This window comes from Ancylobacter sp. TW_SC_1, from assembly GCF_056836805.1.
The window spans coordinates 437,589-463,916 of the sequence record NZ_CM166365.1; the positions used below are offsets into that span (position 1 = coordinate 437,589).

Here is a 26,328-nt window from a genome sequence, read left to right on the forward strand (position 1 = left end):
GCCCGTCAGTGCGCCCGGGCGAACATCTCGTTGAACGAGTAGCCGGAGCCGCGCACGGTGCGGATCGGGTCCGGCTGACGCGCCCGGTTGAGTGCCTTGCGCAGGCGTCCGACATGCACGTCGACCGTCCGCTCGTCGATATAGACGTCCTGTCCCCACACGCCGTCGAGCAGCTGCTCGCGCGAATAGACCCGTCCCGGCGACTGCATGAGAAATTCCAGCAGGCGGAACTCGGTGGGGCCGAGATGCAGCTCGCGGCCGGCGCGGTGCACCCGCTTGGTCTCGCGGTCGAGCTCGATGTCGCCGGCGCGCAGCAGGGTCGAGATGTGCTCGGGCTTGGCCCGGCGCAGCAGCGCCCGCACCCGCGCCACCAGTTCGGGAACCGAGAAGGGCTTGACGACATAGTCATCCGCGCCGGTGGCGAGGCCGCGCACCCGCTCGGTCTCCTCACCGCGCGCGGTGAGCATGAGGATCGGCATGCGCTCCGTGTCGGGGCGCGCGCGCAGGCGCCGGCACAGCTCGATGCCGGAGAGCCCCGGCAGCATCCAGTCGAGGATCAGCAGATCCGGGACGCTTTCGCGCAGCCGGGTCTCGGCCTCGTCGCCGCGCCCGACGCTCTCGACCGCATATCCCTCGGATTCGAGATTGTAGCGCAGCAGGAGGGTGAGGGGCTCCTCATCCTCCACGATCAGAATATTGGTCGGCATGGTCTGGTTCCCGATCGTTCGTGGGGCACCGGGGGCCTCAGGCCGGGAACGCCACGCTGGTCAGGCTGCTGGTGTCCTGCTTCGGCCGTTCCTCCGTCAGGAGCTGACCGGTGACGAGATAGTGGATCGTCTCGGCAATGTTGGTGGCGTGGTCGCCGATGCGCTCGATGTTCTTGGCGCAGAACAGCAGGTGCGTGCACAGCGAGATGTTGCGCGGGTCCTCCATCATGTAGGTGAGGAGTTCGCGGAACAGCGAGGTGTAGAGCACGTCGACCTCGCCATCGCGCTGCCAGACTTCCAAGGCACGGGTCTCGTCGCGGCTCGCGTAGGAATCGAGCACCATCTTGAGCTGCTCGAGCACGATGGTCGACATGTGCTCCACGCCGCGCACCAGCTTCTGCGGATGGAACTCGCCGGTGAGGGCGAGGACGCGCTTGGCGGTGTTCTTGGCGAGGTCGCCGATGCGCTCCAGATCGTTGGCGATGCGCATGGCGGCGACGATCTCGCGCAGGTCGCCGGCCAGCGGCTGGCGGCGGGCGATGATGAGCACCGCCTTCTCCTCGATCTCCCGCTGCAACAGATCGACCGGACCGTCGAGCACGATCACCTTCTGGGCGAGCTCGCTGTCGCGCTTGACAAGCGCCTGCACGGAGTCGGCGACAAGGCGTTCGGACTGTCCGCCCATCTCGACCACGCGGCGGCCGAGTTCCTTCAGGTCGGTGTCGAACGACGAGACGATATGTTCGGTCATGGGTCAGGCCTCTCTCGTCGTGCGTTCAGCCGAAGCGGCCGGTGATGTAGTCGCGGGTGCGGGCTTCGCGCGGGTTGGTGAAGATCTCGTTCGACGCGGCGACCTCGATCAGTTCGCCGAGATAGAAGAACGAGGTGATGTCGGCACAGCGCGCCGCCTGCTGCATGTTGTGCGTGACGATGACGATGGTGAATTCCTGCTTCAGCTCGTCGATCAGATCCTCGATCTTCGAGGTCGAAATCGGATCGAGCGCCGAGGTCGGCTCGTCGAGCAGGATCACTTCCGGACGCACCGCGATGGTGCGGGCGATGCACAGGCGCTGCTGCTGGCCGCCGGACATGCCGAGCGCCGAGGTGTGGAGACGGTCCTTGGTCTCCTCCCAGATCGCCGCCTTGCGCAGGCACCATTCCACGCGCTCGTCCATCTGCGCCTTGTTGAGGCGCTCGTGCAGCTTCACGCCGAAGGCGATGTTGTCGTAGATCGACATCGGGAACGGCGTCGGCTTCTGGAACACCATGCCGATGCGCGAGCGCACCACGGTGGAATCCAGATCCTTGCTCAGCAGGTCGGCGCCGTCGAACAGGATCTTCCCTTCCGCGCGCTGGCCCGGATAGAGCTGGTACATGCGGTTGAAGATGCGCAGCAGCGTGGACTTGCCGCAGCCCGACGGCCCGATCATCGCGGTGACGCGCTTCTCGGGAATGTCGAAGTTGATGTTCTTCAGCGCATGGTTGTCGCCGTAATAGAAGTTGAGCTTCTCGACCTTGAGCTTGGACTCGGCCGACGGCGCGGTGGCGCGATTGACGGCGGAGGCGATGTCGATCGACGTTTCGGGTGCGAAGTTCATGGTCCGTCTCACTTCATCTTCGCCAGGACGAGGCGGGAAAGGATGTTCAGGGTCAGAACCCCGACGGTGATGATGAGGGCGCCCGCCCAGGCCAGAGCCACCCAGTCGTCGAAGGGGCTGGCGGCGTACTGGTAGATGGCGATCGGCAGGCTGGCCATGGGGCTGTTCATGTCGAGCGACCAACTATTGTTGCCGAGCGAGGTGAACAGCAGCGGCGCCGTCTCGCCGGCGGCGCGGGCGACCGCCAGCAGGATGCCAGTGACGATGCCCGCGCGTGCCGCTCTCCAGGTCACGAAGGTGACGACCTTCCACTGCGGCGCGCCGAGCGCGAACGCCGCCTCGCGCAGGCCGATCGGCACGAGGTTGAGCATGTCCTCGGTGGTGCGCACGACGACCGGGATGATGATGATGGCGAGCGCCACCGCGCCGGCCCAGCCGGAGAACCCGCCAAAGGGCATGACGAGGATCTGGTAGACAAACAGGCCGATGAGGATCGACGGCGCGGAGAGCAGCACGTCGTTGACGAAGCGAACCGCGTTGCCGACCTGCGTGCCGCGGCCGTTCTCGGCGAGGAAGGTGCCGCACATCAGGCCGATGGGCGTGCCGACCACGAGAGCGATGCCGATCTGGATCAGCGAGCCGACGATCGCGTTGAGAAGACCGCCCTCCTGCCCGGGCGGAAGGGTGATGCGGGTGAACACGTGCGGGCCGAGCGCGGGCAGGCCGCGGATCACCAGGGTCCAGAGGATCCAGGCCAGCAGGAGCAGGGCCAGCACGGCGAAGAGCGTGCTGATGACCTTGACTGTGTAGTCGGTCGCGCGGCGGCGGACGAGCGATGACATGTAAGCTTCCTCAGCCCTTCAGCTTAGAGCGAACGAGAAGGCGCGACAGCGCGAGCACGATGAACGAAATCACGAACAGGATGAAGCCGAGCTCGAGCAGCGACTGCAGCTTCAGCGAGCCGGGCGCGGCCTCGGGAAACTCGTTGGCGATGGTCGAGGCGATGGTCGAGCCTGGTGCGAAGAGCGAGGCCGACATGCGGGTGGCGTTGCCGATGACGAAGGTCACGGCCATGGTCTCGCCGAGCGCACGGCCGAGGCCGAGCATCACCGCGCCGACCATGGCGGTGCGGCCATAGGGCACCGAGACGTTGCGGTAGACCTCATAGGTGGTGGCGCCAACGCCGTAGGCGGATTCCTTGATCATCGGCGGCACCGATTCCAGCACCTCGACGAACATCGCGGTGATGAAGGGCAGGATCATGATCGCCATGATCAGGCCGGCGGTGAGCATGCCGGCGCCGAGCGGCGGGCCCTGGAACAACGCGCCGATGAAGGGGAGCGGGCCCAGCCAGTCGATCAGCGGCGGCTGCACATAGGCGGCCATCAGCGGCACGACGACGAAGAAGCCCCACATGCCGTAGATGATCGAGGGAATGGCTGCGAGCAGCTGGATCGCCACGCCGATCGGCCGGCGCAGGGCGCCCGGCGCGATCTCGGTCAGGAAAAAGCCGATGCCGAAGGACAGCGGCAGCGCGATCACGACGGCGATGACGGCGCTGAAGATGGTGCCGAACACCATGACGCCGGCGCCGAACTTCTCGGTCACCGGGTTCCAGGTCGTCGACCAGAGGAAGTTGATGCCAAACTCCCGCAAGGCGGGAAGCCCACCCTCGAACAGCATGGCGATGATGAGGCCGAGCAGCACCAGAACGAGAATGCCGCTGCCCCAGAGTATTCCCACGAAGACTGGGTCGCTGACGCGCCCGGCCGGCTTGCGCTCAGAAACCAGTGCCGGATCAGCGGTGCCGCTCAATGTGGCGTCCATGTGCGAAAGGTCCCTCAGGAACAGACGGAAACGGCGGCCTTGAAAGTGGCCGGGAAGATATCATGCAATGGGCGCGGACGCGTCGCGTCCGGCAAAGACGAAAGGGAGGGATGCACGCATCCCTCCCCTGTATTCAGTGATGTCAGTGCGACCAGACCGGCTTGCCTTCGGCCTTCACTTCCGTCTTCCAGGCCTCGCGGACGCGGTTGGCGACGTTCTCGGGAAGCGGGATGTAGTGCAGCTTCTCGGCGATGGCGCCGCCATCCTTGAACGCCCAGTCGAAGAACTTGATGACCTCGGCCGCCTGCGGGCCCGACTTCGGCTCCTTCGGCAGCAGGATGAAGGTCGCCGAGGTGATCGGCCAGGTGGTTTCGCCGGGGGTGTCGATCATCGACGCGGCGAAGTCCTTGGCACCGGCCCAATCGGCATTGGCGGCAGCCGCCTGGAAGGCGGGAACGGTCGGCGCGACGAACTTGCCGGCCTTGTTCTGCAGCTCGGTGGTGATCAGATTGTTCGAGGAGGCGTAGATATACTCGACGTAGCCGATCGCGCCCTTGGTGTTCTTGACGGTGCCGGCAACGCCTTCATTGCCCTTGCCGCCCGCGCCCGCCGGCCACTGAACCGAGGTCGCGGCACCGACGTTCGACTTCCACTCCGCGCTCACCGCCGAGAGGTAGGTCGCGAAGACATAGGTCGTGCCCGACCCGTCCGAACGGTAGACCGGAACGATGGCGAGGTCGGGAAGCTGCGAGCCCTTGTTGAGCTCGACGATCTTCGGGTCGTTCCACTTGGTGATCTTGCCGAGATAGATGTCGGCGAGAACCGGGCCGGTCAGCTTGACCTGGTTGGCAGCGACGCCGTCGAGGTTCACGATGGCGACGACCGAACCGATGACGGCCGGAAACTGCAGCAGCTTCTGCGCGGCGAGCTTGTCACTGGCGACCGGCGCGTCGGAGGCGCCGAAGTCGACGGTGCGGTTGAAAATCTGGGTCTGGCCGGCACCGGAGCCGATCGACTGGTAGTTCAGGCCGGTACCGGTCTTCTCCTTATAGGCGACAGCCCAGGCCTGGTAGACCGGGGCCGGGAACGTGGCGCCGGCGCCGGTGATGTCGGCGGCGAAGGCGGCGCCCGAAAAGACGGCGCCGAACGACAGCGCCGCGGCGCCGAGCAAATGAGTGAATTTCAAGGGTCTTCTCCTTAGGTCGGGAGACCGGCTGCATCGCGGAAGACGCACCCGAATGCGCGATTGGCCGGAGGGTGGATTAAGGTCACACGGGACTCTTAACGCCCGGCGACCAAGGTTCTATGACCCTGAGATGACGCCTTGATGACAATTCAAGTTATTGATTTATTTGCTGTTTTCTTCTCGTTCGCAGGCAACGTGGAAAGTCGCACCGAGAATGTCGAGCCTTCGCCCGGTGCGCTCTCTATGCCGAGCTTGCCACGATGGCGCGCAACGATGTGCTTGACAATGGCAAGGCCGAGCCCGGTACCGCCCTGCTCGCGTGAATGGGCGGTATCGACGCGGTAGAAGCGCTCGGTGAGGCGCGGCACATGTTCCGGCTCGATGCCTGGCCCGTAATCGCGTACCGACACGACCGCATCGCCTCCCTCGCGCGCGACCGTGACCTCGATCCGCCCGCCGGACCCGCCATATTTCAGCGCGTTCTCGATGAGGTTCTCGAAGACGCGGATGAGCTCGTCGCGATCACCGCGCACATTGACCGGAGGTGCCGGGTGCTCGAACAGAATCTCCACCCCGCGCTCGCGCCCCAGCGGACCCAGCGCGTCGCGCACATGGCTGATGACCGCCAGGAGGTCGACCTCCGACTGCGGCCGCAGATGGGCGTTGAGCTCGATGCGCGAGAGCGAGAGCAGATCGTCGATCAGCCGCGACATGCGGCGCGCCTGCTCGCTCATGATCTTGAGAAAGCGCTCGCGGGCGTTGGTATCGTTACGGGCTGGCCCCTGCAGCGTCTCAATGAAGCCGGACAGCGAGGCGAGCGGGGTGCGCAGCTCGTGGCTGGCATTGGCGATGAAGTCGACCCGCATCTGCTCGACGCGCCGCTGCGGGGTGAGATCGACGAAGCCGAGCAGCACCGCCTCGGTCGGCGCGCCCTCGCGGATGAGGCCGGGCCGGATGGGCACGATGTCGGCGCGCAGCCAGCGGTCGATCGGCACGCGCTCGGCGAACTCGATACGGCGGGCGACGCCGTCGGCCACCGAGGCGCGGATGGCTTCCAGCACCTCCGGCACGCGCACCGCGAACGACACCGGATCGCCCACCCGCACGCTGGCCAGCAGGCCGACGGCGGCGCTGTTGGCGGTGAGAACCGTGCCGCGGGCGTCGAGCAGCAGCGCCGCCTCCGGCAGCGCGCGCACCAGCGCGAGCAACCGCTCCTCGGTGCGCGGCGGCGCCTTCGGCTCGCCGCTGAAGCGGGCCAGTGCGGCGGCGACCGGTCGCTTGCGCGACGGCAGCATGGCGCCCGCCGCCACCAGGACGCCGATCAGGAAGGCCGCGCCCGGCGCGATGGATCCCGCCCAGGCGGCACCGCCGAGGCCCAGCGCCGCGGCGCCGAGAATCCAGCGCGCGCCGACCAGACGCTCGCGCAGCGTATCTTCCGCCAAATGGCTTGAGTCACCCAGGGCCATGCCCGACGTTCCTGCCCGACGCTTCTTACCCGACGTTTCCCGCCGGCCGCTTCTGTGGATATGCTATCTCCTGATCGCGCGGGCAGGGACCGTCCCGAATGCGCGAATCGAGGAGAGGCGGCACGTCTCTCCTTATGGTACAGCTAAGAGGCTTCCATATGACGAAGAAGCCGGCCGGATCCTCCAGGAAATCCGCCGCGAAAACGCCCGTCAGCGTGGAGGCCGCCGCCGCGACGGCCGGGCCGTCAAAGGCGTCCACTTCCAAGGCGTCCGCCTCCAAGGCGAAAGCGCCCAAGCCGGCGGTGCCGAAGAAGGCGGGATATGGCGACGAACAGGTTGCCGCAGCCATCGCCGCCTTTGCCGTGGACGCGCCGGAACTCTCCCCGATCATCGCCGCGCGCGCCTATCGCAGCGGCGGCTATCCCTATAGCGACCGGCCCAAGCGCAAGCTGTACGAAAAGGAGCTGCACGCGCTGCAGATCGAGTTGCTCAAGCTGCAGGAATGGGTGAAGGCAACCCATGAGCGGGTGGTCATCGTCTTCGAGGGGCGCGATGCCGCCGGCAAGGGCGGCACGATCCACCGCTTCGTGCAGCATCTCAATCCGCGCTTCGTGCGTCTCGTCGCCCTGGACAAGCCAAGCGACGCCGAGGCCGGGCAGTGGTACTTCCAGCGCTATGTCGCGCATCTGCCGCGCCGCGGCGAAATCGCGATCTTCGACCGCTCATGGTACAACCGGGCGGTCGTCGAACCCGTGATGGGTTTCTGCCGACCGGGCGAGACGGCGCATTTCCTGGAACAGGTCCCGACCTTCGAGAAGATGCTGGTCGATGACGGCATCCGGGTGTTCAAGATCTGGCTCGACATCGGCCGCGAGATGCAGCTCAAGCGGCTCTTCGACCGTCACAAGGATCCGCTGAAGCGCTGGAAGCTGTCGCCGGTCGACCTCGCCGCCCCGGCGCGCTGGGATGCCATTTCGGCCGCCCGCGACGCCATGATCGGCGCCAGCCAGGCGCCCGCGCCATGGACCGTCGTGCTCGCCAACGACAAAATGAGGGCGCGACTAGGTGTCATACGTCAAATCCTTGCCCAAATCCCGTACGACGGCAGGAGCGACAGGCTCGTCGGCATACCCGACCCCGCCATCGTGCTCGATGGAAGGGTCTTCCTCGGACGCCGGTCCGCCTGAAACATGACCATAGGCCCGTACTATGCGCAGCTCTGATATCGCCGCGTGGATGCTCGGCGTCGGCATGTCGTTCGACGTGATCGGCCTTGCCGCCGAGCCGCTGCCGACGCCGTCGGTCGATTACCGCGTGCGGGCGAAGGCTCCGCAGGGCATCGAGATGAAGGTCGCCCATCATGAGGGGCGCCTGCGCATGGACATCAGCAGCGCCAATTTCCCGGGCGTCATGACCAGCCTGATCAATCTCGGCGAAAGCGACATGATCGTGCTGATGGACGTGCCGGGCATGGAGGGCATCGCCGTCGAGATGGACCTGCCGCCGGGCTACGCCTTTGCCGATTCCGGGCGGCAGGGCACCCGCACCGGCACCGGCGAGGTGGTGGGCGAGGCCTGCGACCTGTGGCGGATCGAGGTCAAGGCCGTCAGCCCGTCGGTGGAAAGCTGCATCACGGCGGACGGCATCGTGCTCAGGACGGCGACGACGCTGGAGGGCAAGCCCGTGACGCTCTTCGAGGCCACGGAGCTGGAGCGGGCACCGCAGGACCCGGCCCAGTTCACCCTGCCCAAGGGAGTGAAGGTGACGAGGCTTCCCTCCGGTGTGCGCAGCCTGCTGCCCGGCCTCCTGCGCTAGGCGGCGAACGTAGATCCGCCAGCGGCTCTAGCCGGCCGCGCGACGCCGCCGCGTATCGGCCGGCCGTTCGCCCGCCTCATCCGGCTCGATCACCGGGAGCGCCGCCAGCGGATCGGTCGAGATCCCCTTGGTCGCCTTGAGGCGGCGGCGGCTGATGATCAGCTCGCGCGCGCCCATGATGACGAGCGCCAGCGCGAAGGGCGTCACGTAATAGAGCAGGCGCAGCAGCAGCAGCGCGCCGAGCAACGGCTCCTTGCCGAACTGCGGCAGCGCGACCAGCATCGCCGCGTCGAACACGCCGAGACCGCCCGGTGCGTGGCTGGCGAAGCCCAGAAGCGTCGCGGAAATGAACACGACACCGAGCGCGATCGGGTCGATGAAGGGGCTCTGCGGCATCAGCACGTACATGGCGGCGGCGCAGAAGGACAGATCGACGACGCCGATCACCATTTGCAGCAGCGTGAGTTTCGAGCCGGGAAGCGTGACCGCCCAGTGCCCTTCGCCGACGCCGATGCGACGCGGCTTGAGCCCCACCCAGACGACATAACCGGCAAGACCGGCGAGTAGTGCGAGGCCGATCAGCCGGTTAACCCAGGGCGGCAACTGGTCGACCGCGCTCGCCGCCCACGGCTCGATGGTGATGCCGATGCCGAGAATGGCGATGTTGCCGAGCCAGAAGGTGAGGCCGGTGATGAAGCACAGCTTGGCGACGTCGACCGCCCCGAGCCCATGCGCCGAATAGATGCGGTAACGCACCGTGCCGCCGGTGAAGGCGGAGAAGCCGACATTGTGGCCGATGGCATAGGAGGTGAAGGAGGCGAGCGCCGCGGTACGGTAGGGCACATGCGGCTTGCCGATCGTGCGTAGCGCGAACCAGTCATAGAAGGTCAGCGTGAAATAGGCGCCGGCCACGAACAGGGCGGCAAGCGCAATGCGCCAGGGATCGGTATCGGTGAGCGCGTCCAGCACCTCGGCCGGCCGGATGTTGCGCAGCATCTCGTAGAGGACGACGACGGCAAAACCGATGATGACGAGGCTCGCGACAAGACCGAGCATATGCCAGCCGATGCGCTCGCGCAGCCAGCCGGGAAGCAGCTTCAGGCCCTTCATCGCGCGCCAGTCCTCCTGATGTTTGGAACGTTCCGGGCAGCCCTAGCAGACCCGGACGGGTTTCGGAACTTGTTCCGGCTCCGAGCAGGCCATTACCGCATGGCGACCGGCGCGGGAACAGGCGCGACCTGTTGAAGCCACTTAGCGGCAGTGGCGTGACGATCCGATGATGCTCGCGCGAGCGTGATGCGGCCACCGCCGGCTCAGAGCCGAACCGGATACCCGATCTCGATGGTGCGCGGCCGCGGCAGGCCGAAACGGTCGACCGATCGCTCGGCATTGCGGGCGAGGAAAGCGAAAACGTGGGAGAGGACGTCGCGCACGCCGAGAATGTCGTCGGGCGGCATCACGCGCTCATGGCCGATGACGTAGACCGCCTCGTCCGGATCGACGCCCTGGGCATAGAGCGCCGGCCCCAGCACCGCCGGCACATCGATCTGCTGCATGTAGCCGAAGCGCACGTCGACGCGCAGATGGGCGGCGTCGAGTGGCAGGACGCGCACGCGCTCGTCGACCGGGACGCGTGGGCGCGACGCGATCCATACCGAGACGATGACCGCCTTGTTGAACTGCACGTTCAGCAGTTCGGACAGCCGCCCGAGCGCCACCGGGGTGACGGCGCCGCCACGCGACAGGAAGATGGCGGTGCGCGGGCTCACGGCGCAGTTGGCCGGCCGCCCCCGTCCTACGAACTCTTCCAGCGGCTCGGTGAAGCGCCGCTGCTGGATGCCGAGCCCTTCGAGCCCACGCCGCCAGGAGACCATGATGACCAGCACGATGCCGGCGATGGTGACCGGCAGCCAGCCGCCATCATGCAACTTGGTGAGATTGGCGGCAGCGAAGGACAAATCAATCAGCGCGAGGCCGCCGGCAAGACCGATCAGCGCCGGCAGCGGCCAGCGCCAGCTCCGCCGCACATAGGCGACGAACAGGATGGTCGTCGCCACCATCGCCATGGCGACGGCGATGCCGTAGGCCGAGGCGAGGCGGTCGGAGGAGCCGAAGGACACGACGATGGCGGCGCAGGCGACCATCATGATCCAGTTCAACCGGCCGACATAGATGTGCTGCTCGTTGCGTTCGCTGGTGTAGCGGATGCGCATCGGCGGGAGATAGCCGAGCTCGATGGCCTGCTTGGCCAGCGAGAAGACGCCGGTGATGATGGCCTGCGAGGCGATGATCGTGGCGGCGGCGGCCAGAATCAGCAACGGCACGTCGAAGACGTCCGGCGACAGGTCGTAGAACGGGTTGCGCACGGAATCGCGGTGGATCAGAACGTTGGCGCCCTGGCCGTAATAGTTGAGCAGCAGGGCCGGCATCGCGACGAAGAGCCAGGCGCGGGTGATGATCGGCCGGCCGAAATGGCCGAGATCGGCATAGAGCGCCTCGCCGCCGGTGATGGCGAGGAAGGTCGCCCCGAGAATGGCGCCCGACAGCATCGGATGATCCGCCAGGAGAGTTATGCCATGACGCGGATCGAGCGCCACGAGCACCTGCGGCGCCTGCACGATGCCGTGTACCCCCAGGGCTCCGAGGGCGAGAAACCACACCAGCATCACCGGCCCGTAAAACGCGCCGATGCGTTCGGTGCCGGCGCGCTGCGAGATGAAGACCAGCAGGATCACCAGCACCGTCACCGCAACGATCCAATGGTCCAGCGCCGGCGCGATGACCTCGAGCCCCTCAATGGCGGACAGTACCGAGATCGCGGGCGTGAGCACGCCGTCGCCGATCAGCATGGCGGCGCCGACCAGTCCAGCGGTGAGCAGGAAAAGCCGCCGGCCCGTCGCCGAGCGGTGCAGGTCCAGCAGCGTGACCAGGGCGAGGATGCCGCCCTCCCCGTCATTGTCCGCCCGCAGCACCAGCATGACGTATTTGATGGTGACGGAAAGGATGACCGCCCAGGTGATCAGCGAAAGTAGTCCGAGCACGTCGGCATCCGAGATGCCGGAGCCGCCGACGGCCAGCATACCCTGTTTGAAGGCGTAGAGCGGACTGGTTCCGATATCGCCGAACACCACGCCGAGAGCGGCGATCTCGGCGGCGAAAGGCAGGGACCGACGGCCGGCGACGCGGTGCTCAGCCATGGCACGCCCAGCCGCCCCGCACGGCATCGCGGCGCAGGCGCCTCAGGCAGGGTCGCCGACGGCAGGCGACGCGCCCTGCCGGGCGGCAGGACAGGAAGAAGCGTGACGCGACGGGTCGGAACATGGCAGGCCGGGTTCGCACTGGAGCGCCGGGGTATCCGGCGCCGCAGAAATACTCTGGCATGGCGGCGAGGCCAAGCACAGACTGCCCGGCAACAGCCCCATGGCCGTCCACCACGTACCGATGCGGGGCGTCCTGACAGCGATGGCGGAAAGCGGGAGAGACGAGGGAGGAGGATTGGGGGGCGGATTAACCCTCCTCCCTCTACCAACTGCCGTTCCAGTTCAAAGGCTTGCGGGTTCCTTCGAACTCAGGCGGTCGGTGGAAGTGGTTCAATATCCGTTTCGACGGATACAATCAAGCCATACCGAACGGTTCGGTCAATGATCGATCGGAATGGAACTCGAACTCATAGCCCGGCATTGCCAACACAGACCAGCTGATCCAGATTACCGTTTTGGTTCGTTCCTGTTTTTCCTCTTTCATTTGGGCTGCCCAATGGCTGCATTGCCGGATTTTGCCCATCAGCAGCCCGAGAGGCGGGCACAGGACCTCCAGCCGGTAGCATCCGTCACGAGTGCCGGTCACTCTCCCGTCAAGCGGGACCAGATCCTGCAGGGCGCCCGGACGGTCTTCCTCAATAGCGGCTTCGATGGCGCCAGCATGGGAGAGGTCGCGCGCGCGGCCGGCGTTTCGAAGGGGACGCTCTATGTCTATTTCACCTCGAAGGAGGATCTGTTCGCGGCACTGGTGACGCAAGAATGCAAGCGGACAGCCGAGGCCTGCTTCCGTATGGATCCCAACGCGGATGTGCGTCAGTCGCTGACCGAGACCGGCCATCAGTACATTCGCGCCATGATCGAGCCGGGCCACATGCGCACCGTGCGCATGGTCATCGGCGTCGCCGAGAAGCTGCCGGGGATCGGCAACGCGTATCTCCAGGCCGGACAGGAAGCCGGCGTTGCCGCCCTGTCGGACTGGCTGCGCGTCAAGATCGCCCGCGGGGAGCTGGCCATCGGCGATGTCGAGCTGGCCGCGTGGCAGTTCATGGTCGGTTGCCACGCCATGCTGGTCATGCCGCTTCTGTTCGGCGACGAGACGCAACCGGACGCGGCGAGCATCGAGCGCGTCGTCAACCACACCGTCGATTCCTTCCTCAGCGCCTTCGCCCGTCGGCGGCGCAGCGGCGACAAAATCGGCGCACCACCTCCCGCCCACCGGCCTGATCAGCGCGACCTCGCGCCGGGCGGCTACGACCCCGCAGCCAAGAGCGCGGAGAGGCCCTCGCGAAAGGTAGGGTAGATCAGCCCGCCGCCGAGGAGCGCGTGCAGGCGGGCATTGCGCACACGCCGGTTATCCGCCCAGAACGACAGTGCCATGGACGACATCGATCGGGCGGCAAGTTCGAACGGCTCCGGCGCGGGAGCGGGGATGCCCAGCAGCCCGGCGGCGAAGCGCACCGGCGCGCAGGACGGCGAGGGCTCGTCGTCGACGACATTCACCACCCCGTCGAAACCTTGCGCGAAAGCGGCGCCGATGGCGCCGGCGATATCGTCGACATGGATACGGTTGAACACCTGACCCTGACGCTCGATGCAGCGGGCGGAGCCGTCGGCGAGATCGAGAAGCGCGTTGCGGCCGGGCCCGTAGATGCCGCCTAGCCGCAGAATCGCCACGGAACGTCCGGCCCGGCGCCCCAGCGCCTGCCAGGCGGCCTCGGCCTCGATGCGCCGACGCGCGCGCGGCACGGTGGCAGCGAGCGGGGCCTCCTCGTCGATCCAGGCGCCGGCGGAATCGCCATAGACGCCGATGGTCGAGAGGTAGACCAGCGGCCCCTTCCGCCGCGACGCGGCGAGGATGTCCGCGAGCGGACCGAGAAAGGGATCGCCCGCCTCGCCCGGCGCGGCGGAGGCCAGCACGACGTCGGCCCGGCCGGCCACCTCGACGAGTTCGGGCGACGGCACGCCGTCGAACCGGATCATCTCCACGCCATCGCGCTGTCCCTCGCGCGGCGTGCCCTCACGCGGCGCGCCGTCGCGGCGCGTGCCGAAGCGGCGGTCGAAGGCATCGCCGTGCCGGGCGACGAAACGCCCGGCGCAATAACCATGGCCGAGGCAGAGCAGGGTCTTCAATGTCGTTTCCTCATGACGCGGAAGCAGCTCCGTGCCGCCACTCCTCGCGCACGTCGGGATCAGCCTCGCCGTCATGGGCGGCGTGCAGGACGGCGAAGGCGGCGGGCGTCAGAAGACGCGAGAGCGCCCAGACCGCCGCGCCGCGCACCAGCGGATGCTCATCCGTGAGCAGGCGTTCCGCCTCCGGAACGAGCTCAGCCTTTCCGGAGTTGCCGATGGCGACGAGCACATTGCGCAGGAAGCGGGCCCGGCCGATGCGCTTGACCGGGCTCTTGGTGAAGCGCGCGCGGAAGGCGGTATCGTCGAGCCGCGCGAGCTCGGCCAGCGGCGGGGCGCGGTTTTCCTCGCGGGCGGCGAGCCGCGCCTCGTGGCCCAGCGCGGCGAACTTGTTCCACGGGCAGGCGGCGAGGCAATCGTCGCAGCCATAGATGCGGTTGCCGATCAGCGGCCGCAGCTGGTGCGGGATCGCACCCTTGAGCTCGATGGTGAGGTAGGAGATGCAGCGCCGCGCGTCGATACGATAGGGCGCGGGAAAGGCATTGGTCGGGCAGGCGTCGAGACAGGCGCGGCAGGAACCGCAATGGTCACGCTCGGGCGCGTCGGGCGGCAGCGCGAGATCGGTGGCGATGGCGCCGAGGAGCAGCCAGGAGCCCTTGTCGCGCGAGACGAGATTGGTGTGCTTGCCCTGCCAGCCGAGCCCGGCGGCCTCCGCCAGGGGCTTTTCCATCAGCGGCGCGGTGTCGACGAACACCTTGACCCGCACCGCGTCCGGCCCGCCGACGCGCGGCACGAAGCGCGAGGCGATGCGCTTGAGCTTGCCCTTGATCAGCTCGTGATAATCGTCGCCGCGCGCATAGACCGAGATGGCGCCGGACGTGGCGTTGGCGAGCGCAAGTCGGGGGTCCTCGTCCGGGCCGTAATTGAGGCCGAGCATGAGGATGGAGACGACGTCCGGCCACATATTGGCGGGCGCGGCGCGGCGCTCGGCAGTCTCTGTCATCCAGTCCATGTCGCCATGCGCGCCCTCGGCGATCCACTGGCGCAGACGCGGGGCGGCATGCGGAATGGCATCGGCGCACGCGATGCCCATCGCGTCGAATCCCTCGTCGCGGGCCAGCGCGAACAGGTGGGCCTTGGCGGCCTCGGGGCCTAGAAGTCGAGATCCGCGTAGCACGGCGCCGGCGGCATGCCCGCCATGGTCAGCGCGAGCAGCGGCCGGAAGGCCGGACGCGACTTGATGCGCGCGTACCAGATCTTCGCTCCTTCATCCTCTTCCCACGGCACATCGCCGAGATAGTCGACGCAGGAAATATGCGCAGCAGCGGCGAGATCGGCATAGGACATGCGCTCGCCGGCGAGCCAATTCCGCGCCTTCAGCAGCCAGCCGATATACTGCAAATGATAGCGGATATTGGCGCGGGCCGCACGGATGGTCGCCATCTCCGGCGGGCCGCCGCCGAGCTCGCGCGGCATGTAGCGCTTGTAGACCTTCTCGCGGACCAGTGGCTCGGAGACCTCGACGAAGAACTTGTGGTTGAACCAGTCGGCGAGCCGGCGCACCTCGACGCGCTCGGCGCTGTCGACCGGCATCAGCCGACGGCTGCCCAGCGAGGCGCCGCGGGTCTCGTCGAGATATTCGGTGATGGTGTCGGCACCCGGCACGACGAAGCCGTCCCCCTCCACCAGCACCGGCGTGGCGCCGGCCGGATCGAGCATGAGGAAGTCGGGCCGTCGTTCCCAGACGCGCTCCTCGATCAGCTCGGGCTCAATTCCCATCTCGCCGAGGGCGAGACGCACGAGGCGCGAATGGGCGCAGAAGGGGTGGTGAAAAAGCTGCATTGTCCGGGGAAATTTGGCGGCCCGCCGCCGGGCAGGGCCTGAAGTTCGGTCTAGAAGGGTTCACGCGACATCGCAAGCCATCGCGGCGTCAAGATGGCAGGGCGCGCCGGGCCCCGGCACCGTCGCGCCGGTGATTTTTCGCGCTATCGTTTCCAATCCGTTAACATCGCGGCGGGCGTCCCGGCGAGGAAGGCCCGGAGGAGCACGCGCCAATGGAAGCCTCTCGCCCGCAATCGGCTCTGCCTCACGGCATCTTCGTCTGGAACGAACTGAACACCCGCGACATCGAGGCCGCCAAGGCGTTCTATGCCGCGACGCTCGGCTGGCACTTCGAGGCGATGCCGATCGAGGGCGGCCGCGACTACTGCATCATCAGGATCGGCGAGACGCGGGTTGGCGGCATCTTCGTTCTCGACGGGCCGGAATTCGCCGCCGTGCCCGAGCACTGGTTCGCCTATATCGCGGTCGATGACGTCGACGCGCGGCTGAAGCGCGTCGAGGCGGCCGGCGGGCGGACGATGCGACCGCCATTCGACGTGCCCGGCGTGGGGCGGATCGCCATCGTGCGCGATTCGCTCGGCGCCGTTTCGGGCTGGATCACGCCGGAAATGTGACCGGCGAGACCTCCCGACGACATCGCTAACTAGCCGTATCCATTGGCGATTCGGTCGATCTGTAACGTGTATGCCATATAGTTGGCGTAAGCAGCGTCCCGGTTGCCTCGGGGGCGCTTCTGTCCTCCCGCCCTCTGACCCAAGGGAAGATCCATACGATGCAGCTCCATATCCCGACACCAGCCATCCGCGCCTCCGGCTACTCGCTCCGCGAGGGCAGCCCCGAATTCGACGATGTCGGTATCGGGCTCGACGAGGCGGAAGCGCTGGGCGTCGATATGGTGGAACTGCCGGTCTATGCGTGGCACCTCGTGGTCGACGGACGTATCCTCGACGCCCGCCTGAACGATCTGAAAAAGGCGCTCGCCGGTCGCCGGCTCGGCTACAGCGTGCACGGTGCCCTCGCCATCAATCTGATGGACCTGCCCGAGCGCCTGCCCCGCCATGAGAAGGTGCTGGCCGCCAATATCGAGATCGCCGCCGCACTCGGCGCGCCGCACCTGGTCATGCATACCGGCTTCGTGCGCCACCCCGAGGACGACATCGAGGTCGCCTATTCGCGCCAGCGCGACGCCCTCGCCCGCGCCGGCGACCATGCCGCCTCGCTCGGCGTGACGCTGTGCGTGGAGAACATCTTCCGCTTCATCCACGCCCGCGAGACCGCCACCCCAGCCAAGCTCGCCGGCGAGCTCGCGGCCATCGACCACCCGGCGGTGAAGGCGACGCTGGATGTCAGCCACGCCTATATTCGCTGCACCGACGCGCGACTCGACCCGATCGCCGAGATGGCGGCGCTAGCGCCCCACATCGCGCATTTCCACCTGCATGATTCCTTCGGGCGGCCGAATGAGGGCCGGCCCGGCGACATCTGGATCTATGACCCCGCCGAAGCGATCGCCTTCGGCGAAGGCGACCTCCACCTGCCGATCGGCTGGGGCGGGATCGACTGGGACGCGGTGATCCAGGCGGTACGCCCTGCGCCGGGCGCCGTCGCCATCATGGAACTGAACCCCCGCCACTGGCGCGAACTGCAGGACCAGGTGCCGGTCCTGCAGGCTCTCGCCGGCCGCTTCCAGGCAGGCCTGATCCCCGCCGCCTGACCTTCCCGTCCCGCGCATGGACGCGGCAATCGCCACTCCCTGCGACACCGGGCGTGGCGTGTCGCTGCTTTTAGGCGCATGCACCTTCTTGCGGCGGAAACGACCGCCCCCTATATCGGCCTCGAACGGTGTGAAGAGCGCCGTACCCTATTGTTTGGGGGCCGGTCCGGGGGGACGGCAGGGCTTGGCCCGACCACTCCTCGTGGACGCTTGAAGAAGGTCCGGCCGGCCTGCCGGAAGGAGAAACAATATGTCTAAAGTCATCGGCATCGACCTCGGCACGACCAATAGCTGCGTCGCGGTCATGGAAGGCTCGACGCCCAAGGTGATTGAGAACGCGGAAGGCGCGCGCACCACGCCCTCCATCGTCGCCTTCACCGAGGATGGCGAGCGCCTCGTCGGCCAGCCGGCCAAGCGCCAGGCCGTCACCAATCCCGAGCGCACCTTCTTCGCGGTGAAGCGCCTGATCGGCCGCCGCTATGACGACCCGATGGTCGAGAAGGACAAGAAGCTCGTCCCCTACCAGATCGTGCGCGGCGACAATGGCGATGCGTGGCTGGAGTCGGACGGCAAGAAGTATTCGCCCTCGCAGATTTCCGCCTTCACGCTGCAGAAGATGAAGGAAACCGCGGAGGCCTATCTCGGCGCCAAGGTCGACAAGGCGGTCATCACCGTCCCGGCCTACTTCAACGACGCCCAGCGCCAGGCCACCAAGGATGCCGGCCGCATCGCCGGCCTTGAGGTGCTGCGCATCATCAACGAGCCGACGGCGGCCGCTCTCGCCTATGGCCTCGACAAGAAGTCGGCCGGCACCATCGCGGTCTACGACCTCGGCGGCGGTACCTTCGACGTTTCCGTGCTCGAGATCGGCGACGGCGTATTCGAGGTGAAGTCCACGAACGGCGACACGTTCCTGGGCGGCGAAGACTTCGACATGCGCCTCGTCAGCTATCTCGCCGACGAGTTCAAGAAGGAGCAGGGCATCGACCTGCGCAACGACAAGCTCGCCCTTCAGCGGCTGAAGGAAGCCGCCGAGAAGGCCAAGATCGAGCTGTCGTCGGCGACGCAGACCGAGATCAACCTGCCCTTCATCACAGCGGACGCCTCGGGCCCGAAGCACCTCACCATGAAGCTCACCCGCGCCAAGTTCGAGGCGCTGGTGGAAGATCTCATCCAGCGCACCGTCGAGCCCTGCCGCAAGGCGCTCAAGGATGCGGGCCTCTCGGCCGGGCAGATCGACGAGGTCGTCCTCGTCGGCGGCATGACCCGCATGCCCAAGGTCCAGGAGGCGGTGAAGCAGTTCTTCGGCAAGGAGCCGCACAAGGGCGTCAACCCGGATGAAGTGGTCGCCATCGGCGCCGCGATCCAGGCGGGCGTGCTCGCCGGCGACGTCAAGGACGTGCTGCTGCTCGACGTGACCCCGCTCTCGCTCGGTATCGAGACGCTGGGCGGCGTGTTCACGCGCCTGATCGACCGCAACACGACCATCCCGACGAAGAAGAGCCAGGTCTTCTCCACCGCCGAGGACGGACAGACGGCGGTGACGATCCGCGTCTTCCAGGGCGAGCGCGAAATGGCGGCGGACAACAAGATCCTCGGCCAGTTCGATCTCGTCGGCATCCCGCCGGCGCCGCGCGGCGTGCCCCAGGTCGAGGTCGCCTTCGACATCGACGCCAACGGCCTCGTCAACGTGTCCGCCAAGGATAAGGGCACCGGCAAGGAGCAGCAGATCCGCATCCAGGCCTCCGGCGGCCTGTCCGACACCGACATCGACAAGATGGTGAAGGACGCCGAGGCGCACGCCGAGGAAGACAAGAAGCGGCGCGCCGCCGTCGAGGCGAAGAACCACGCCGAGGCGCTGATCCACTCGACCGAGAAGTCCCTCGCCGAATATGGCGACAAGGTCGGCGCGGCCGAGAAGGCCGCGATCGAGACGGCTCTCGCCGAGCTGAAGAGCGCGGTGGAAGGTGACGACGCCGAGGCGATCACCGCCAAGACCAATACGCTGGCCCAGGCCTCCCTCAAGCTCGGCGAGGCGATGTATGCCGCGCAGCAGGGCGAGGGCGAAGCCCCCGAGGCGCCGAAGGACGATGTGGTGGACGCCGAGTTCACCGAGGTCGACGACGACAAGAAGAAGTCGGCCTGATCGACACGTTAACGCCGCCCCCGGGACCCGTTCCGGGGGCGGATTTCTCTACGGCAGCGCGGGTTCCGACTGCGTGCGCGCCACGGCGCGGGGGAAGACGGACCGGAACGATGATTCCGGCAAGCTTCCTGCATGCCGGCTCTGACCGCCCGCCCGCCTGCAGCCGGTGGCGGCAAAAGATGCGACGGCAACTCGATCCATGTCCAAAAGCGACTATTACGAACTCCTTGAAGTCACCAAGACCTGCAGCGATGGCGAGCTGAAAAGCTCCTATCGCAAGCTCGCGATGAAGTGGCATCCGGACAAGAACCCCGGCAATGACGAAGCCGAGATCCGCTTCAAGGAGATCAGCGAGGCCTATGAGGTCCTGAAGGACCCGCAGAAGCGCGCGGCCTATGACCGCTTCGGCCACGCCGCCTTCGAGGGCGGCGGAGGTGGTGGCCCGGGCTTCGGTAGCGACTTCGCCTCGACCTTCTCCGACATCTTCGACGACCTGTTCGGCATGGCTGGCGGACGGCGCGGAGGTGGCGGGGGTGGCCGTGGTGGACGCGAGCGCGGGGCGGACCTGCGCTATAATATGGAAATCACGCTGGAGGAGGCGTTCTCCGGCAAGGACGCCACCATCCGCCTGCCGACCTCCATCACCTGCGAGACCTGCTCGGGCTCGGGCGCCAAGCCCGGCACCCAGCCGACCACCTGCCGCACCTGCTCGGGAAGCGGCCGCATCCGCCAGGCGCAGGGCTTCTTCACGCTGGAGCGCACCTGCCCGACCTGCCAGGGGCGCGGCCAGGTGATCGAGGATCCCTGCCCGGCCTGCGCCGGTGCCGGGCGCACCACCAAGGAGCGTACGCTGCAGGTGGCGATCCCCGCCGGCGTCGAGGACGGCACCCGCATCCGGCTCGGCAATGAGGGCGAGGCCGGCGTGCGCGGCGGCCCGCCTGGCGATCTCTACATCTTCCTGTCCCTCGCCCCGCACGATTTCTTCCAGCGCGACGGGGCCGATCTGTTCTGCCGCGCGCCCATCTCCATGGTCACCGCCGCGCTCGGCGGCACCTGCGAGGTGCCGACCATTGACGGCGAGACCACCAAGGTGAAGGTTCCGGAAGGCACGCAGTCCGGTAAGCGATTCCGCCTCGCCGGGAAGGGCATGCCGGTGCTGCGCACTCGTACCCGTGGCGACATGTATGTACAGGTCGTCGTCGAGACGCCGCAGAACCTGACCCGACGTCAGCGTGAACTATTGTCGGAATTCGAGACCGAATGCTCGAAGGACACGCATCCCGAATCCAGCGGGTTCTTCGCCAAGGTGAAGGATTTCTTCGCCGGAGATGCCGAATGAACGGTTGAGACGTAATCGTTGCGTCATCGCGGGGCCTTAACATGACGCGTTAAGGCGCCTAGTGTTGCCATCGTGCCGCCCGCCCATATGTGACCGCGCCTCCCCGCAACGGCTCACCGGAATTCAAGTCGCATGCTGCATCGTTCCGCCTGTCCGACGCCGAAAGAACGCCCCGACGAAGTCCGCTTCCTTCAGTCCTGGCTACAGAATCCGCTCCGCACCGGAGCGGTTTCGCCGTCTGGCCGGGCCCTCGCCCGCACCATGGCGAACTATGTCGACCCGCAGGCAGCCGGTCCGGTGATCGAACTCGGCCCGGGTACGGGGCCGGTCACGGCAGCCCTCATCGCCCGCGGCATCGCACCCGAGCGGCTGGTGCTGATCGAGTACAATCCGGAATTCTGCAAGCTGCTGCGCCTGCGCTTCCCCGGCGCCACGGTGATTCGCGGCGACGCCTACGACATGGCCAGTACGCTCGACGGCCAGATCGACCAGCCAGCCGTCGCCGTCGTCTCCAGCCTGCCGCTGTTCACCCGCCCCGCGCCGGAGCGCCACCGCCTGCTCGACCAGGCGTTCGAGCTCTCCTGCCCGCGCGCGCCCTTCATCCAGTTCACCTATGCCGTCGTCTCGCCGGTGCCGCTCATGCCGGAGCGATTCGAGGCGCAGGTCAGCCAGCGTGTCTGGGCCAATCTCCCGCCCGCCCGCGTCTGGGTCTATCGCTCGCACGAGGCGACCACGGCCACGGCTACGGCTACGGCTACGGCAGCGTCCGAGCTGAGCACCGCCGAAGGCTGAGGCACCGCGCCGCAGCCGCGACAGGAGGCCGTCCCATGCGCGCCCCGCGTATCCTCGCCTTTGCCGGATCGATCCGCACCGGCTCGTTCTCGGCCAGCCTCGCCGCGCTGGCGGCGAAGGAGCTGGCGCTGATGGAGTGCGAGCCGATCCTGCTCTCGCTCGCCGACTACCCGATGCCGATCTATGACGGCGACCTGGAAGCGGCCGAGGGCGTGCCGCCGGCCGCCAAGCAGCTGCGCGACCAGCTCGCCCGTGCCGACGGCGTATTCATCGCCACGCCGGAATACAATGCCGGCCTGCCGCCGCTGCTGAAGAACGCCATCGACTGGGCGAGCCGCGCAAAGGGCGAGGGCGACGCCTTCAAGGGCCCGGTCTACGCCATCGGCTCCTCCTCGCCCGGCGGGCTCGGGGGCTATCGCGCCTCGATGATGTTGCGCCAGACGCTGGCGCTCGGCCTCGGCTGCCTCGTGCTTGCCGAGCAGGTGATGGTGGCCGGGGCGTCCGGCGCCTTCGACGAGCGCGGCGACTTCAAGGACGACAAGGCGCGCGAGAGGTTGCGCGGCGTGATGACAGCCCTTATCGAGCAAGCGGCGCTGCGGGCCGGTCTGCGCGCCTGAGCCGCGGAGACCGTATCGTCATGCACGCCCCCGTTCCCGATCCGCGCGACCGGCTCATCGTCGCGCTCGACCTGTCGTCTGTCGGGGCGGCGGAAAGCCTCGTCTCCCGCCTCGGCGACACGGTGAGCTTCTACAAGATCGGCTATGAGCTCGGCTTCGCCGGCGGCCTCGGCTTCGCCCGCGAGCTGATCGCCGAGCGCAAGAAGGTGTTCATCGACTTCAAGCTGCACGACATCGGCAACACCGTGGCGCGCGGCGTCGCCAGCCTCGCGGCGCTCGGGGCGAGCTTCGCCACCGTGCACGCCTATCCCCAGACCATGCGCGCGGCGATGGAGGGCAAGGGCGCTAGTGCGCTGCGCATTCTCGCCGTCACCGTACTCACCTCCTATGACGAGGCCGACCTCGCCGAGGCGGGCTATGCGGCCGGCGTCGCCGACACCGTGGCCCGCCGCGTCGCGCAGGCGCGCGAGATCGGCATTGACGGCATCGTCTGCGCCCCGACCGACGCCGCCAGCGTGCGCGCCGCGCTCGGGCCGAAGGGCGCCATCGTCACTCCCGGCGTGCGCCCGGACGGCAGCGCCGCCGGCGACCAGAAACGCGTCGCCACGCCCTTCGCCGCCATTCGCGCCGGCGCCGACCATCTGGTGGTCGGCCGGCCGATCGTCGCCTCGCCCGATCCGGCCGCCGCCGCGCGCGCCGTGCAGGCCGAGATCGCGCAGGCGCTCGCCACTTCCTGAACGTCAAGAAAAGGACCAAGAACGATGGCCAAGGGCTACTGGATCAGCCGCCTCGATGTGACCGATGCCGACGGCTACAAGCCGTATCTGCAAGGCGCCGAGCCGGCCATCGCGTCCTTCGGCGGGCGCTTCCTGGTGCGCGGCGGCGAATTCGCGGAGCTCGAGGGCACGGCGCGCTCGCGTAATGTCGTGGTCGAGTTCAAGGACTACGAGACGGCGCTCGCCTGCTACAACTCGCCCGAATATCAGGCGGCCTATACCCACCGTGTCGCCTCTTCCGAGGGCGACCATCTCGTCATCGAGGGCTATGAGGGCGCGCAGCCGGCGTCCGGTGTCATCTCCGGCCCGGCAGAAGGGCCCGGCACCGCCTACTGGGCGATGCGCATCGACGTGCACGACATGGAAACCTACAAGTCCTACGTCGCCGCCGATGCCGCCGCGATCGAGAAATATCAGGGCTGGTTCCTAGTCCGTGGCGGCCGTCACGAGGCGGTCCACGGGAGCGCCCGCTCGCGCAACGTCATCGTCGCCTTCAAGGACTACGAGACGGCGCTGGCCTGCTACAATTCACCGGAATACCAGCACGCGCTCAGCTTCCGCACCAAGGCGGCGGTCGCCGAGGTGATCGCGATCCACGGCGCCTGACGCGCCTCCCGGCTTGCGCAAGACCATGCGGCGCCTGGCAACGGGGCCGCATGGCGGGCAATCGCGCAAGCTCACGCGGCTTTGTCGACACGGACGGCGCGCTGCCGGTGGACAAGGCAAAAGAGTCCTGCTATGTGCCCTCACCCTGATCGGCTGCCCGCCGTCTCGTAGGTTTTCGGGACGCCCGCGCTGATCGCCAGAATTCAACGATGCGCGATACGCGAAGCACGAAAGAGGAAGACACGTGCAGGTTCTCGTTCGGGACAACAACGTCGACCAGGCCCTCAAGGCGCTGAAGAAGAAGATGCAGCGCGAAGGCATTTTCCGCGAGATGAAGCTGCGCGGGCACTACGAGAAGCCGTCCGAGAAGCGCGCTCGCGAGGAGGCCGAGGCCATCCGTCGCGCCCGCAAGCTCGCCCGCAAGCGCGCCCAGCGCGAGGGTCTGCTGCCTTCCAAGCCGAAGGTCGTTCCCGGCGCCCGCTGAGGGCGACACGTCCGGGCGATGCTTCGACCGGAGCGCCCCGGACATTGGACATATACGAAGCGCGGTGATTTCGGTCGCCGCGCTTTTGTTGTTTGAGATCAGGCGATGGACGATCGGCTACCGTGCCGGCGCTGCGCGCGAAGGAACTGTCCGGCGAAGGCGGCGACCGCGCCTATCCTGTCCGGCGTGGCTGAACGGCGCGCGGCAGGGACGGCCGGACGCGACAGTCACGTCATCGCACGTCGGTGAGACTCACTGACGGTTGTAGGGAACCGTGTATTCGCCGGCGCGGATGCGGTCGGCCAAGCGCGCGGCGAAGCCTGCGGCGGCCTCCTCGCCATAGGTGGCGACCATCGAGCGGATGGCGGTAAACAGCGCCGCCTGCGCCAGGCAATCCTCGTCGAGACCGTCATAGACCGCCTCGTTCCACGCCTCGTCGAGATAGGCGAGTGCCGCGTGACGCTCGTCTTCGTGCGCCTGATCGGTGGTGCCGTCGAGGTCGAGCGTTTCGGGAAGCTGAGACAAACCAAATCCTCCGCGTGCGAGGGACACGCCACGATTCGACCTTAGCACGCCATGCCGGCCGGTCCGCCCAAGAATTGAAGGACGGTTAATTTGCCGCGGTAAAAATGCGACAGGGCGGCACAATCGTACGGGCTCCGGCGCAGTCAGTTGCTGCCATAGCGGATGGCGATGTCGCGCGAGAGCTTGGCGCCGGTTTCGAGATAGCGCTGGCTGGCAAGCTCCGCCGACGATGTGCAGCTGCGGTAGACCTGCCTGTAGCTGTCATAGCCATTGTTGAAGGCGGCCATGAGCTGCCCGCGCCGATCGCCCGAGGGCGCCTCGACATCGACCAGCCCCTGCATCTCGTCGCGCCAGCGCGTGGTCTCCGCCGCGCCGCAGAGCGGGCGCAGATAGTGCAGCGCGCCGAGAATCTCCGAGAGACGCAGGAGGTCGCCCTCATAGGGCGGGGCGCCGCCCTGCGTCGCCTGCGCCACCGCCGGCACGGGCGAAGCCGGCAGCAGGCCGGCGAGGAGAGCCGCGAGGAGGAGGGCGCCGGGCGCGTGACGTGTCATGGCCGATGTGGTGCGCCGAGCCCGCGCAGGCGTCAAGGGTCGCCGCATGCCGGCCTACATCGAATCCGGCCCGGCGGCGGCGCGCGCCACGAGCCAGGCCGCCGCGACGATGCCCTCCAGCCCCGGTGTCGTCTCGTCGGGCAGAGCATCGGGATCGAACCAGCCGACGGCGGCGGCTTCCGGCCCGACGGCCGGCTCGCCCGACAGCCAGCGCGCGGCATGGCTGACCACGACGAAATGCGCGGTCAGATCGCCCGCCGGGTCGCGCTGGATGATGTCCAGCGCGCCGGCGACACCGAGGATCTCGCAGGCGACGCCGACCTCCTCCGTCACCTCGCGCGCGGCGGCCTCCGCCAGCGTCTCGCCGGGCTCCACCCGTCCGCCCGGCAGGGTCCACAGGCCGAGCGAAGGCGGCTGGCCGCGGCGCGCGAGCAGCACCCGCCCGTCGCGGAACACGGCGGTGCTCGCGGCAAGCACCGGCCTGATCACCGTCTGCATCCCCCAAAATCTCCCCATGACGGACGAATCGGACATCATCCTAGCGGGTTTCGCGCGACACGCCCGTTGACGGCGCCTGAATGGAGCCGCATTCGGATCGGAGATTTCGGCACCGCCGACAGGTGCCGTCCACAGGGGGAAGCGAAGCAGATGCACGGATTTCGCAAAGACGTGAGCAGGGCCGCCCTCGCCCTCGCGGCCGTGACGCTGCTCGGGTCCCTTCCCGTCTTCGCCCAGACGGGCACGTCGACGGGTACGGCGGCGAGCGGCAGCGGCAAGCCGGATCCGGTCTGCGCGAGCTACGGCCCCGGCTTCGCCCGGCTGCCCGGCAGTTCGACCTGCGTGAAGATCAGCGGCGGCGTGCAGGCGGACATCTACTCGACGGACGCCTCGGTCTCCGGCAGCAGCGGTGCGCTCACCCCGGCGCTGAAGAGCAAGTGAGCCGGACCGCG

Annotated in this window: 28 protein-coding genes; 13 read left to right on the forward strand and 15 right to left on the reverse strand. The window is 67.5% G+C overall.

The features are described 5' to 3' along the window. Nucleotides 1-5: 5 nt before the first annotated feature. From phoB to AC1PZ7_RS02010, 7 genes are all read right to left on the reverse strand, one after another. Nucleotides 6-707: a phosphate regulon transcriptional regulator PhoB gene (gene phoB / locus AC1PZ7_RS01980; protein ID WP_482357845.1), complete on the reverse strand. Its 702-nt coding sequence runs from the start codon at nucleotides 705-707 to the stop codon at nucleotides 6-8. A 37-nt stretch (nucleotides 708-744) separates the two neighbouring features. Continuing rightward, nucleotides 745-1,458, reverse strand: a complete 714-nt coding sequence (gene phoU / locus AC1PZ7_RS01985) for a phosphate signaling complex protein PhoU (protein WP_482357846.1) — start codon at nucleotides 1,456-1,458, stop codon at nucleotides 745-747. A gap of 25 nt (nucleotides 1,459-1,483) precedes the next feature. Beyond that, nucleotides 1,484-2,305 carry a phosphate ABC transporter ATP-binding protein PstB gene (pstB, locus tag AC1PZ7_RS01990; RefSeq protein WP_482357847.1) on the reverse strand — a complete coding sequence of 274 codons (822 nt, stop codon included), beginning with the start codon at nucleotides 2,303-2,305 and terminating at the stop codon, nucleotides 1,484-1,486. 8 nt (nucleotides 2,306-2,313) lie between these two features. Next, nucleotides 2,314-3,147: a phosphate ABC transporter permease PstA gene (gene pstA, locus AC1PZ7_RS01995; protein WP_482357848.1), complete on the reverse strand. Its 834-nt coding sequence runs from the start codon at nucleotides 3,145-3,147 to the stop codon at nucleotides 2,314-2,316. Nucleotides 3,148-3,157: 10 nt separating this feature from the next. Further along, nucleotides 3,158-4,132: a phosphate ABC transporter permease subunit PstC gene (gene pstC, locus AC1PZ7_RS02000; protein ID WP_482357849.1), complete on the reverse strand. Its 975-nt coding sequence runs from the start codon at nucleotides 4,130-4,132 to the stop codon at nucleotides 3,158-3,160. A 142-nt stretch (nucleotides 4,133-4,274) separates the two neighbouring features. After that, nucleotides 4,275-5,318: a phosphate ABC transporter substrate-binding protein PstS gene (gene pstS, locus AC1PZ7_RS02005; protein WP_482357850.1), complete on the reverse strand. Its 1,044-nt coding sequence runs from the start codon at nucleotides 5,316-5,318 to the stop codon at nucleotides 4,275-4,277. Between the two features lie 149 nt (nucleotides 5,319-5,467). After that, nucleotides 5,468-6,784, reverse strand: coding sequence for an ATP-binding protein (locus AC1PZ7_RS02010; RefSeq protein WP_482357851.1), 1,317 nt, complete (start codon nucleotides 6,782-6,784; stop codon nucleotides 5,468-5,470). Nucleotides 6,785-6,882: 98 nt separating this feature from the next. On the opposite strand from AC1PZ7_RS02010, the gene ppk2 reads away from it, so the two are divergent. Next, a complete protein-coding gene (ppk2, locus tag AC1PZ7_RS02015) occupies nucleotides 6,883-7,971 on the forward strand; it encodes a polyphosphate kinase 2 (RefSeq protein ID WP_482357852.1) in 1,089 nt (362 codons plus the stop codon). Between the two features lie 22 nt (nucleotides 7,972-7,993). Further along, on the forward strand, nucleotides 7,994-8,599 hold the full coding sequence (locus tag AC1PZ7_RS02020; protein WP_482357853.1) for a hypothetical protein: 606 nt from the start codon (nucleotides 7,994-7,996) through the stop codon (nucleotides 8,597-8,599). Between the two features lie 27 nt (nucleotides 8,600-8,626). Here the strand turns inward: AC1PZ7_RS02020 and AC1PZ7_RS02025 are convergent, their stop codons facing one another. Together AC1PZ7_RS02025 and AC1PZ7_RS02030 are read right to left on the reverse strand one after the other, a co-directional pair. After that, nucleotides 8,627-9,709, reverse strand: coding sequence for a putative bifunctional lysylphosphatidylglycerol flippase/synthetase (locus AC1PZ7_RS02025; protein WP_482357854.1), 1,083 nt, complete (start codon nucleotides 9,707-9,709; stop codon nucleotides 8,627-8,629). A 203-nt stretch (nucleotides 9,710-9,912) separates the two neighbouring features. Beyond that, nucleotides 9,913-11,796 (reverse strand): potassium transporter Kup, encoded by a 1,884-nt coding sequence (locus AC1PZ7_RS02030; RefSeq protein WP_482357855.1) that lies wholly within the window; start codon nucleotides 11,794-11,796, stop codon nucleotides 9,913-9,915. Nucleotides 11,797-12,253: 457 nt separating this feature from the next. Here AC1PZ7_RS02030 and AC1PZ7_RS02035 point away from each other — a divergent pair, with 457 nt between their 5' ends. Further along, the gene (locus tag AC1PZ7_RS02035; protein WP_482357856.1) at nucleotides 12,254-13,159 is read left to right on the forward strand and encodes a TetR/AcrR family transcriptional regulator; all 906 of its coding nucleotides are present in this window, start codon (nucleotides 12,254-12,256) and stop codon (nucleotides 13,157-13,159) included. Here the strand turns inward: AC1PZ7_RS02035 and AC1PZ7_RS02040 are convergent. Genes AC1PZ7_RS02040 through AC1PZ7_RS02050 form a run of 3 tightly spaced genes read right to left on the reverse strand, consistent with a single transcriptional unit; the run spans nucleotide 13,108 to nucleotide 15,828 of the window. Beyond that, entirely contained in the window at nucleotides 13,108-13,989 is an 882-nt protein-coding gene (locus tag AC1PZ7_RS02040; protein WP_482357857.1) for an NAD-dependent epimerase/dehydratase family protein, read from the reverse strand. The two genes, AC1PZ7_RS02035 and AC1PZ7_RS02040, sit on opposite strands and share 52 nt — an antisense overlap. A gap of 10 nt (nucleotides 13,990-13,999) precedes the next feature. Then, nucleotides 14,000-15,163, reverse strand: coding sequence for a tRNA epoxyqueuosine(34) reductase QueG (gene queG, locus AC1PZ7_RS02045; RefSeq protein WP_482357858.1), 1,164 nt, complete (start codon nucleotides 15,161-15,163; stop codon nucleotides 14,000-14,002). Next, a complete protein-coding gene (locus AC1PZ7_RS02050) occupies nucleotides 15,139-15,828 on the reverse strand; it encodes a glutathione S-transferase family protein (protein WP_482357859.1) in 690 nt (229 codons plus the stop codon). The genes queG and AC1PZ7_RS02050 overlap by 25 nt, the downstream gene beginning before the upstream one ends. A gap of 212 nt (nucleotides 15,829-16,040) precedes the next feature. On the opposite strand from AC1PZ7_RS02050, the gene AC1PZ7_RS02055 reads away from it, so the two are divergent. The 9 genes from AC1PZ7_RS02055 (at nucleotide 16,041) to rpsU (ending at nucleotide 24,302) form a co-directional block, all read left to right on the forward strand. After that, nucleotides 16,041-16,442 carry a VOC family protein gene (locus AC1PZ7_RS02055; protein ID WP_482357860.1) on the forward strand — a complete coding sequence of 134 codons (402 nt, stop codon included), beginning with the start codon at nucleotides 16,041-16,043 and terminating at the stop codon, nucleotides 16,440-16,442. Nucleotides 16,443-16,600: 158 nt separating this feature from the next. Then, nucleotides 16,601-17,542: a sugar phosphate isomerase/epimerase family protein gene (locus AC1PZ7_RS02060; RefSeq protein ID WP_482357861.1), complete on the forward strand. Its 942-nt coding sequence runs from the start codon at nucleotides 16,601-16,603 to the stop codon at nucleotides 17,540-17,542. Nucleotides 17,543-17,792: 250 nt separating this feature from the next. Further along, entirely contained in the window at nucleotides 17,793-19,688 is a 1,896-nt protein-coding gene (gene dnaK, locus AC1PZ7_RS02065; protein WP_482357862.1) for a molecular chaperone DnaK, read from the forward strand. A 199-nt stretch (nucleotides 19,689-19,887) separates the two neighbouring features. After that, nucleotides 19,888-21,027, forward strand: a complete 1,140-nt coding sequence (gene dnaJ / locus AC1PZ7_RS02070; RefSeq protein ID WP_482357863.1) for a molecular chaperone DnaJ — start codon at nucleotides 19,888-19,890, stop codon at nucleotides 21,025-21,027. 132 nt (nucleotides 21,028-21,159) lie between these two features. Then, nucleotides 21,160-21,819 carry a class I SAM-dependent methyltransferase gene (locus tag AC1PZ7_RS02075; RefSeq protein WP_482357864.1) on the forward strand — a complete coding sequence of 220 codons (660 nt, stop codon included), beginning with the start codon at nucleotides 21,160-21,162 and terminating at the stop codon, nucleotides 21,817-21,819. A 35-nt stretch (nucleotides 21,820-21,854) separates the two neighbouring features. Beyond that, complete coding sequence (locus AC1PZ7_RS02080; protein WP_482357865.1) at nucleotides 21,855-22,436, forward strand: NADPH-dependent FMN reductase; 582 nt, start codon at nucleotides 21,855-21,857, stop codon at nucleotides 22,434-22,436. Nucleotides 22,437-22,456: 20 nt separating this feature from the next. After that, complete coding sequence (pyrF, locus tag AC1PZ7_RS02085) at nucleotides 22,457-23,173, forward strand: orotidine-5'-phosphate decarboxylase (RefSeq protein ID WP_482357866.1); 717 nt, start codon at nucleotides 22,457-22,459, stop codon at nucleotides 23,171-23,173. Between the two features lie 24 nt (nucleotides 23,174-23,197). Next, nucleotides 23,198-23,818, forward strand: coding sequence for a DUF1330 domain-containing protein (locus tag AC1PZ7_RS02090; protein ID WP_482357867.1), 621 nt, complete (start codon nucleotides 23,198-23,200; stop codon nucleotides 23,816-23,818). Nucleotides 23,819-24,062: 244 nt separating this feature from the next. Continuing rightward, on the forward strand, nucleotides 24,063-24,302 hold the full coding sequence (rpsU, locus tag AC1PZ7_RS02095) for a 30S ribosomal protein S21 (RefSeq protein WP_213369348.1): 240 nt from the start codon (nucleotides 24,063-24,065) through the stop codon (nucleotides 24,300-24,302). Between the two features lie 252 nt (nucleotides 24,303-24,554). Here the strand turns inward: rpsU and AC1PZ7_RS02100 are convergent, their stop codons facing one another. The 3 genes from AC1PZ7_RS02100 to AC1PZ7_RS02110 all read right to left on the reverse strand — a co-directional run bounded on the left by AC1PZ7_RS02100 (nucleotide 24,555) and on the right by AC1PZ7_RS02110 (nucleotide 25,876). Further along, nucleotides 24,555-24,827: a hypothetical protein gene (locus AC1PZ7_RS02100; protein ID WP_482357868.1), complete on the reverse strand. Its 273-nt coding sequence runs from the start codon at nucleotides 24,825-24,827 to the stop codon at nucleotides 24,555-24,557. Between the two features lie 143 nt (nucleotides 24,828-24,970). Continuing rightward, complete coding sequence (locus tag AC1PZ7_RS02105) at nucleotides 24,971-25,378, reverse strand: TIGR02301 family protein (RefSeq protein WP_482357869.1); 408 nt, start codon at nucleotides 25,376-25,378, stop codon at nucleotides 24,971-24,973. Nucleotides 25,379-25,432: 54 nt separating this feature from the next. Then, nucleotides 25,433-25,876, reverse strand: a complete 444-nt coding sequence (locus AC1PZ7_RS02110; RefSeq protein WP_482357870.1) for an NUDIX hydrolase — start codon at nucleotides 25,874-25,876, stop codon at nucleotides 25,433-25,435. Between the two features lie 171 nt (nucleotides 25,877-26,047). Between AC1PZ7_RS02110 and AC1PZ7_RS02115 the strand changes: the two genes are divergently transcribed. Continuing rightward, nucleotides 26,048-26,317 carry a porin gene (locus AC1PZ7_RS02115; protein WP_482357871.1) on the forward strand — a complete coding sequence of 90 codons (270 nt, stop codon included), beginning with the start codon at nucleotides 26,048-26,050 and terminating at the stop codon, nucleotides 26,315-26,317. The last annotated feature ends 11 nt before the right edge of the window (nucleotides 26,318-26,328 follow it).

What these genes read in the sequence shown, in the direction of transcription:
- phoB (WP_482357845.1), bottom strand. Translation starts at nt 707, where the DNA reads ATGCCGACCAATATTCTGATCGTGGAGGATGAGGAGCCCCTCACCCTC.
- phoU (WP_482357846.1), bottom strand. Translation starts at nt 1,458, where the DNA reads ATGACCGAACATATCGTCTCGTCGTTCGACACCGACCTGAAGGAACTC.
- pstB (WP_482357847.1), bottom strand. Translation starts at nt 2,305, where the DNA reads ATGAACTTCGCACCCGAAACGTCGATCGACATCGCCTCCGCCGTCAAT.
- pstA (WP_482357848.1), bottom strand. Translation starts at nt 3,147, where the DNA reads ATGTCATCGCTCGTCCGCCGCCGCGCGACCGACTACACAGTCAAGGTC.
- pstC (WP_482357849.1), bottom strand. Translation starts at nt 4,132, where the DNA reads ATGGACGCCACATTGAGCGGCACCGCTGATCCGGCACTGGTTTCTGAG.
- AC1PZ7_RS02010 (WP_482357851.1), bottom strand. Translation starts at nt 6,784, where the DNA reads ATGGCCCTGGGTGACTCAAGCCATTTGGCGGAAGATACGCTGCGCGAG.
- ppk2 (WP_482357852.1), top strand. Translation starts at nt 6,883, where the DNA reads ATGCGCGAATCGAGGAGAGGCGGCACGTCTCTCCTTATGGTACAGCTA.
- AC1PZ7_RS02020 (WP_482357853.1), top strand. Translation starts at nt 7,994, where the DNA reads ATGCGCAGCTCTGATATCGCCGCGTGGATGCTCGGCGTCGGCATGTCG.
- AC1PZ7_RS02025 (WP_482357854.1), bottom strand. Translation starts at nt 9,709, where the DNA reads ATGAAGGGCCTGAAGCTGCTTCCCGGCTGGCTGCGCGAGCGCATCGGC.
- AC1PZ7_RS02030 (WP_482357855.1), bottom strand. Translation starts at nt 11,796, where the DNA reads ATGGCTGAGCACCGCGTCGCCGGCCGTCGGTCCCTGCCTTTCGCCGCC.
- AC1PZ7_RS02035 (WP_482357856.1), top strand. Translation starts at nt 12,254, where the DNA reads ATGGAACTCGAACTCATAGCCCGGCATTGCCAACACAGACCAGCTGAT.
- AC1PZ7_RS02050 (WP_482357859.1), bottom strand. Translation starts at nt 15,828, where the DNA reads ATGCAGCTTTTTCACCACCCCTTCTGCGCCCATTCGCGCCTCGTGCGT.
- AC1PZ7_RS02055 (WP_482357860.1), top strand. Translation starts at nt 16,041, where the DNA reads ATGGAAGCCTCTCGCCCGCAATCGGCTCTGCCTCACGGCATCTTCGTC.
- AC1PZ7_RS02060 (WP_482357861.1), top strand. Translation starts at nt 16,601, where the DNA reads ATGCAGCTCCATATCCCGACACCAGCCATCCGCGCCTCCGGCTACTCG.
- dnaK (WP_482357862.1), top strand. Translation starts at nt 17,793, where the DNA reads ATGTCTAAAGTCATCGGCATCGACCTCGGCACGACCAATAGCTGCGTC.
- dnaJ (WP_482357863.1), top strand. Translation starts at nt 19,888, where the DNA reads ATGTCCAAAAGCGACTATTACGAACTCCTTGAAGTCACCAAGACCTGC.
- AC1PZ7_RS02075 (WP_482357864.1), top strand. Translation starts at nt 21,160, where the DNA reads ATGCTGCATCGTTCCGCCTGTCCGACGCCGAAAGAACGCCCCGACGAA.
- AC1PZ7_RS02080 (WP_482357865.1), top strand. Translation starts at nt 21,855, where the DNA reads ATGCGCGCCCCGCGTATCCTCGCCTTTGCCGGATCGATCCGCACCGGC.
- pyrF (WP_482357866.1), top strand. Translation starts at nt 22,457, where the DNA reads ATGCACGCCCCCGTTCCCGATCCGCGCGACCGGCTCATCGTCGCGCTC.
- AC1PZ7_RS02090 (WP_482357867.1), top strand. Translation starts at nt 23,198, where the DNA reads ATGGCCAAGGGCTACTGGATCAGCCGCCTCGATGTGACCGATGCCGAC.
- AC1PZ7_RS02105 (WP_482357869.1), bottom strand. Translation starts at nt 25,378, where the DNA reads ATGACACGTCACGCGCCCGGCGCCCTCCTCCTCGCGGCTCTCCTCGCC.
- AC1PZ7_RS02110 (WP_482357870.1), bottom strand. Translation starts at nt 25,876, where the DNA reads ATGCAGACGGTGATCAGGCCGGTGCTTGCCGCGAGCACCGCCGTGTTC.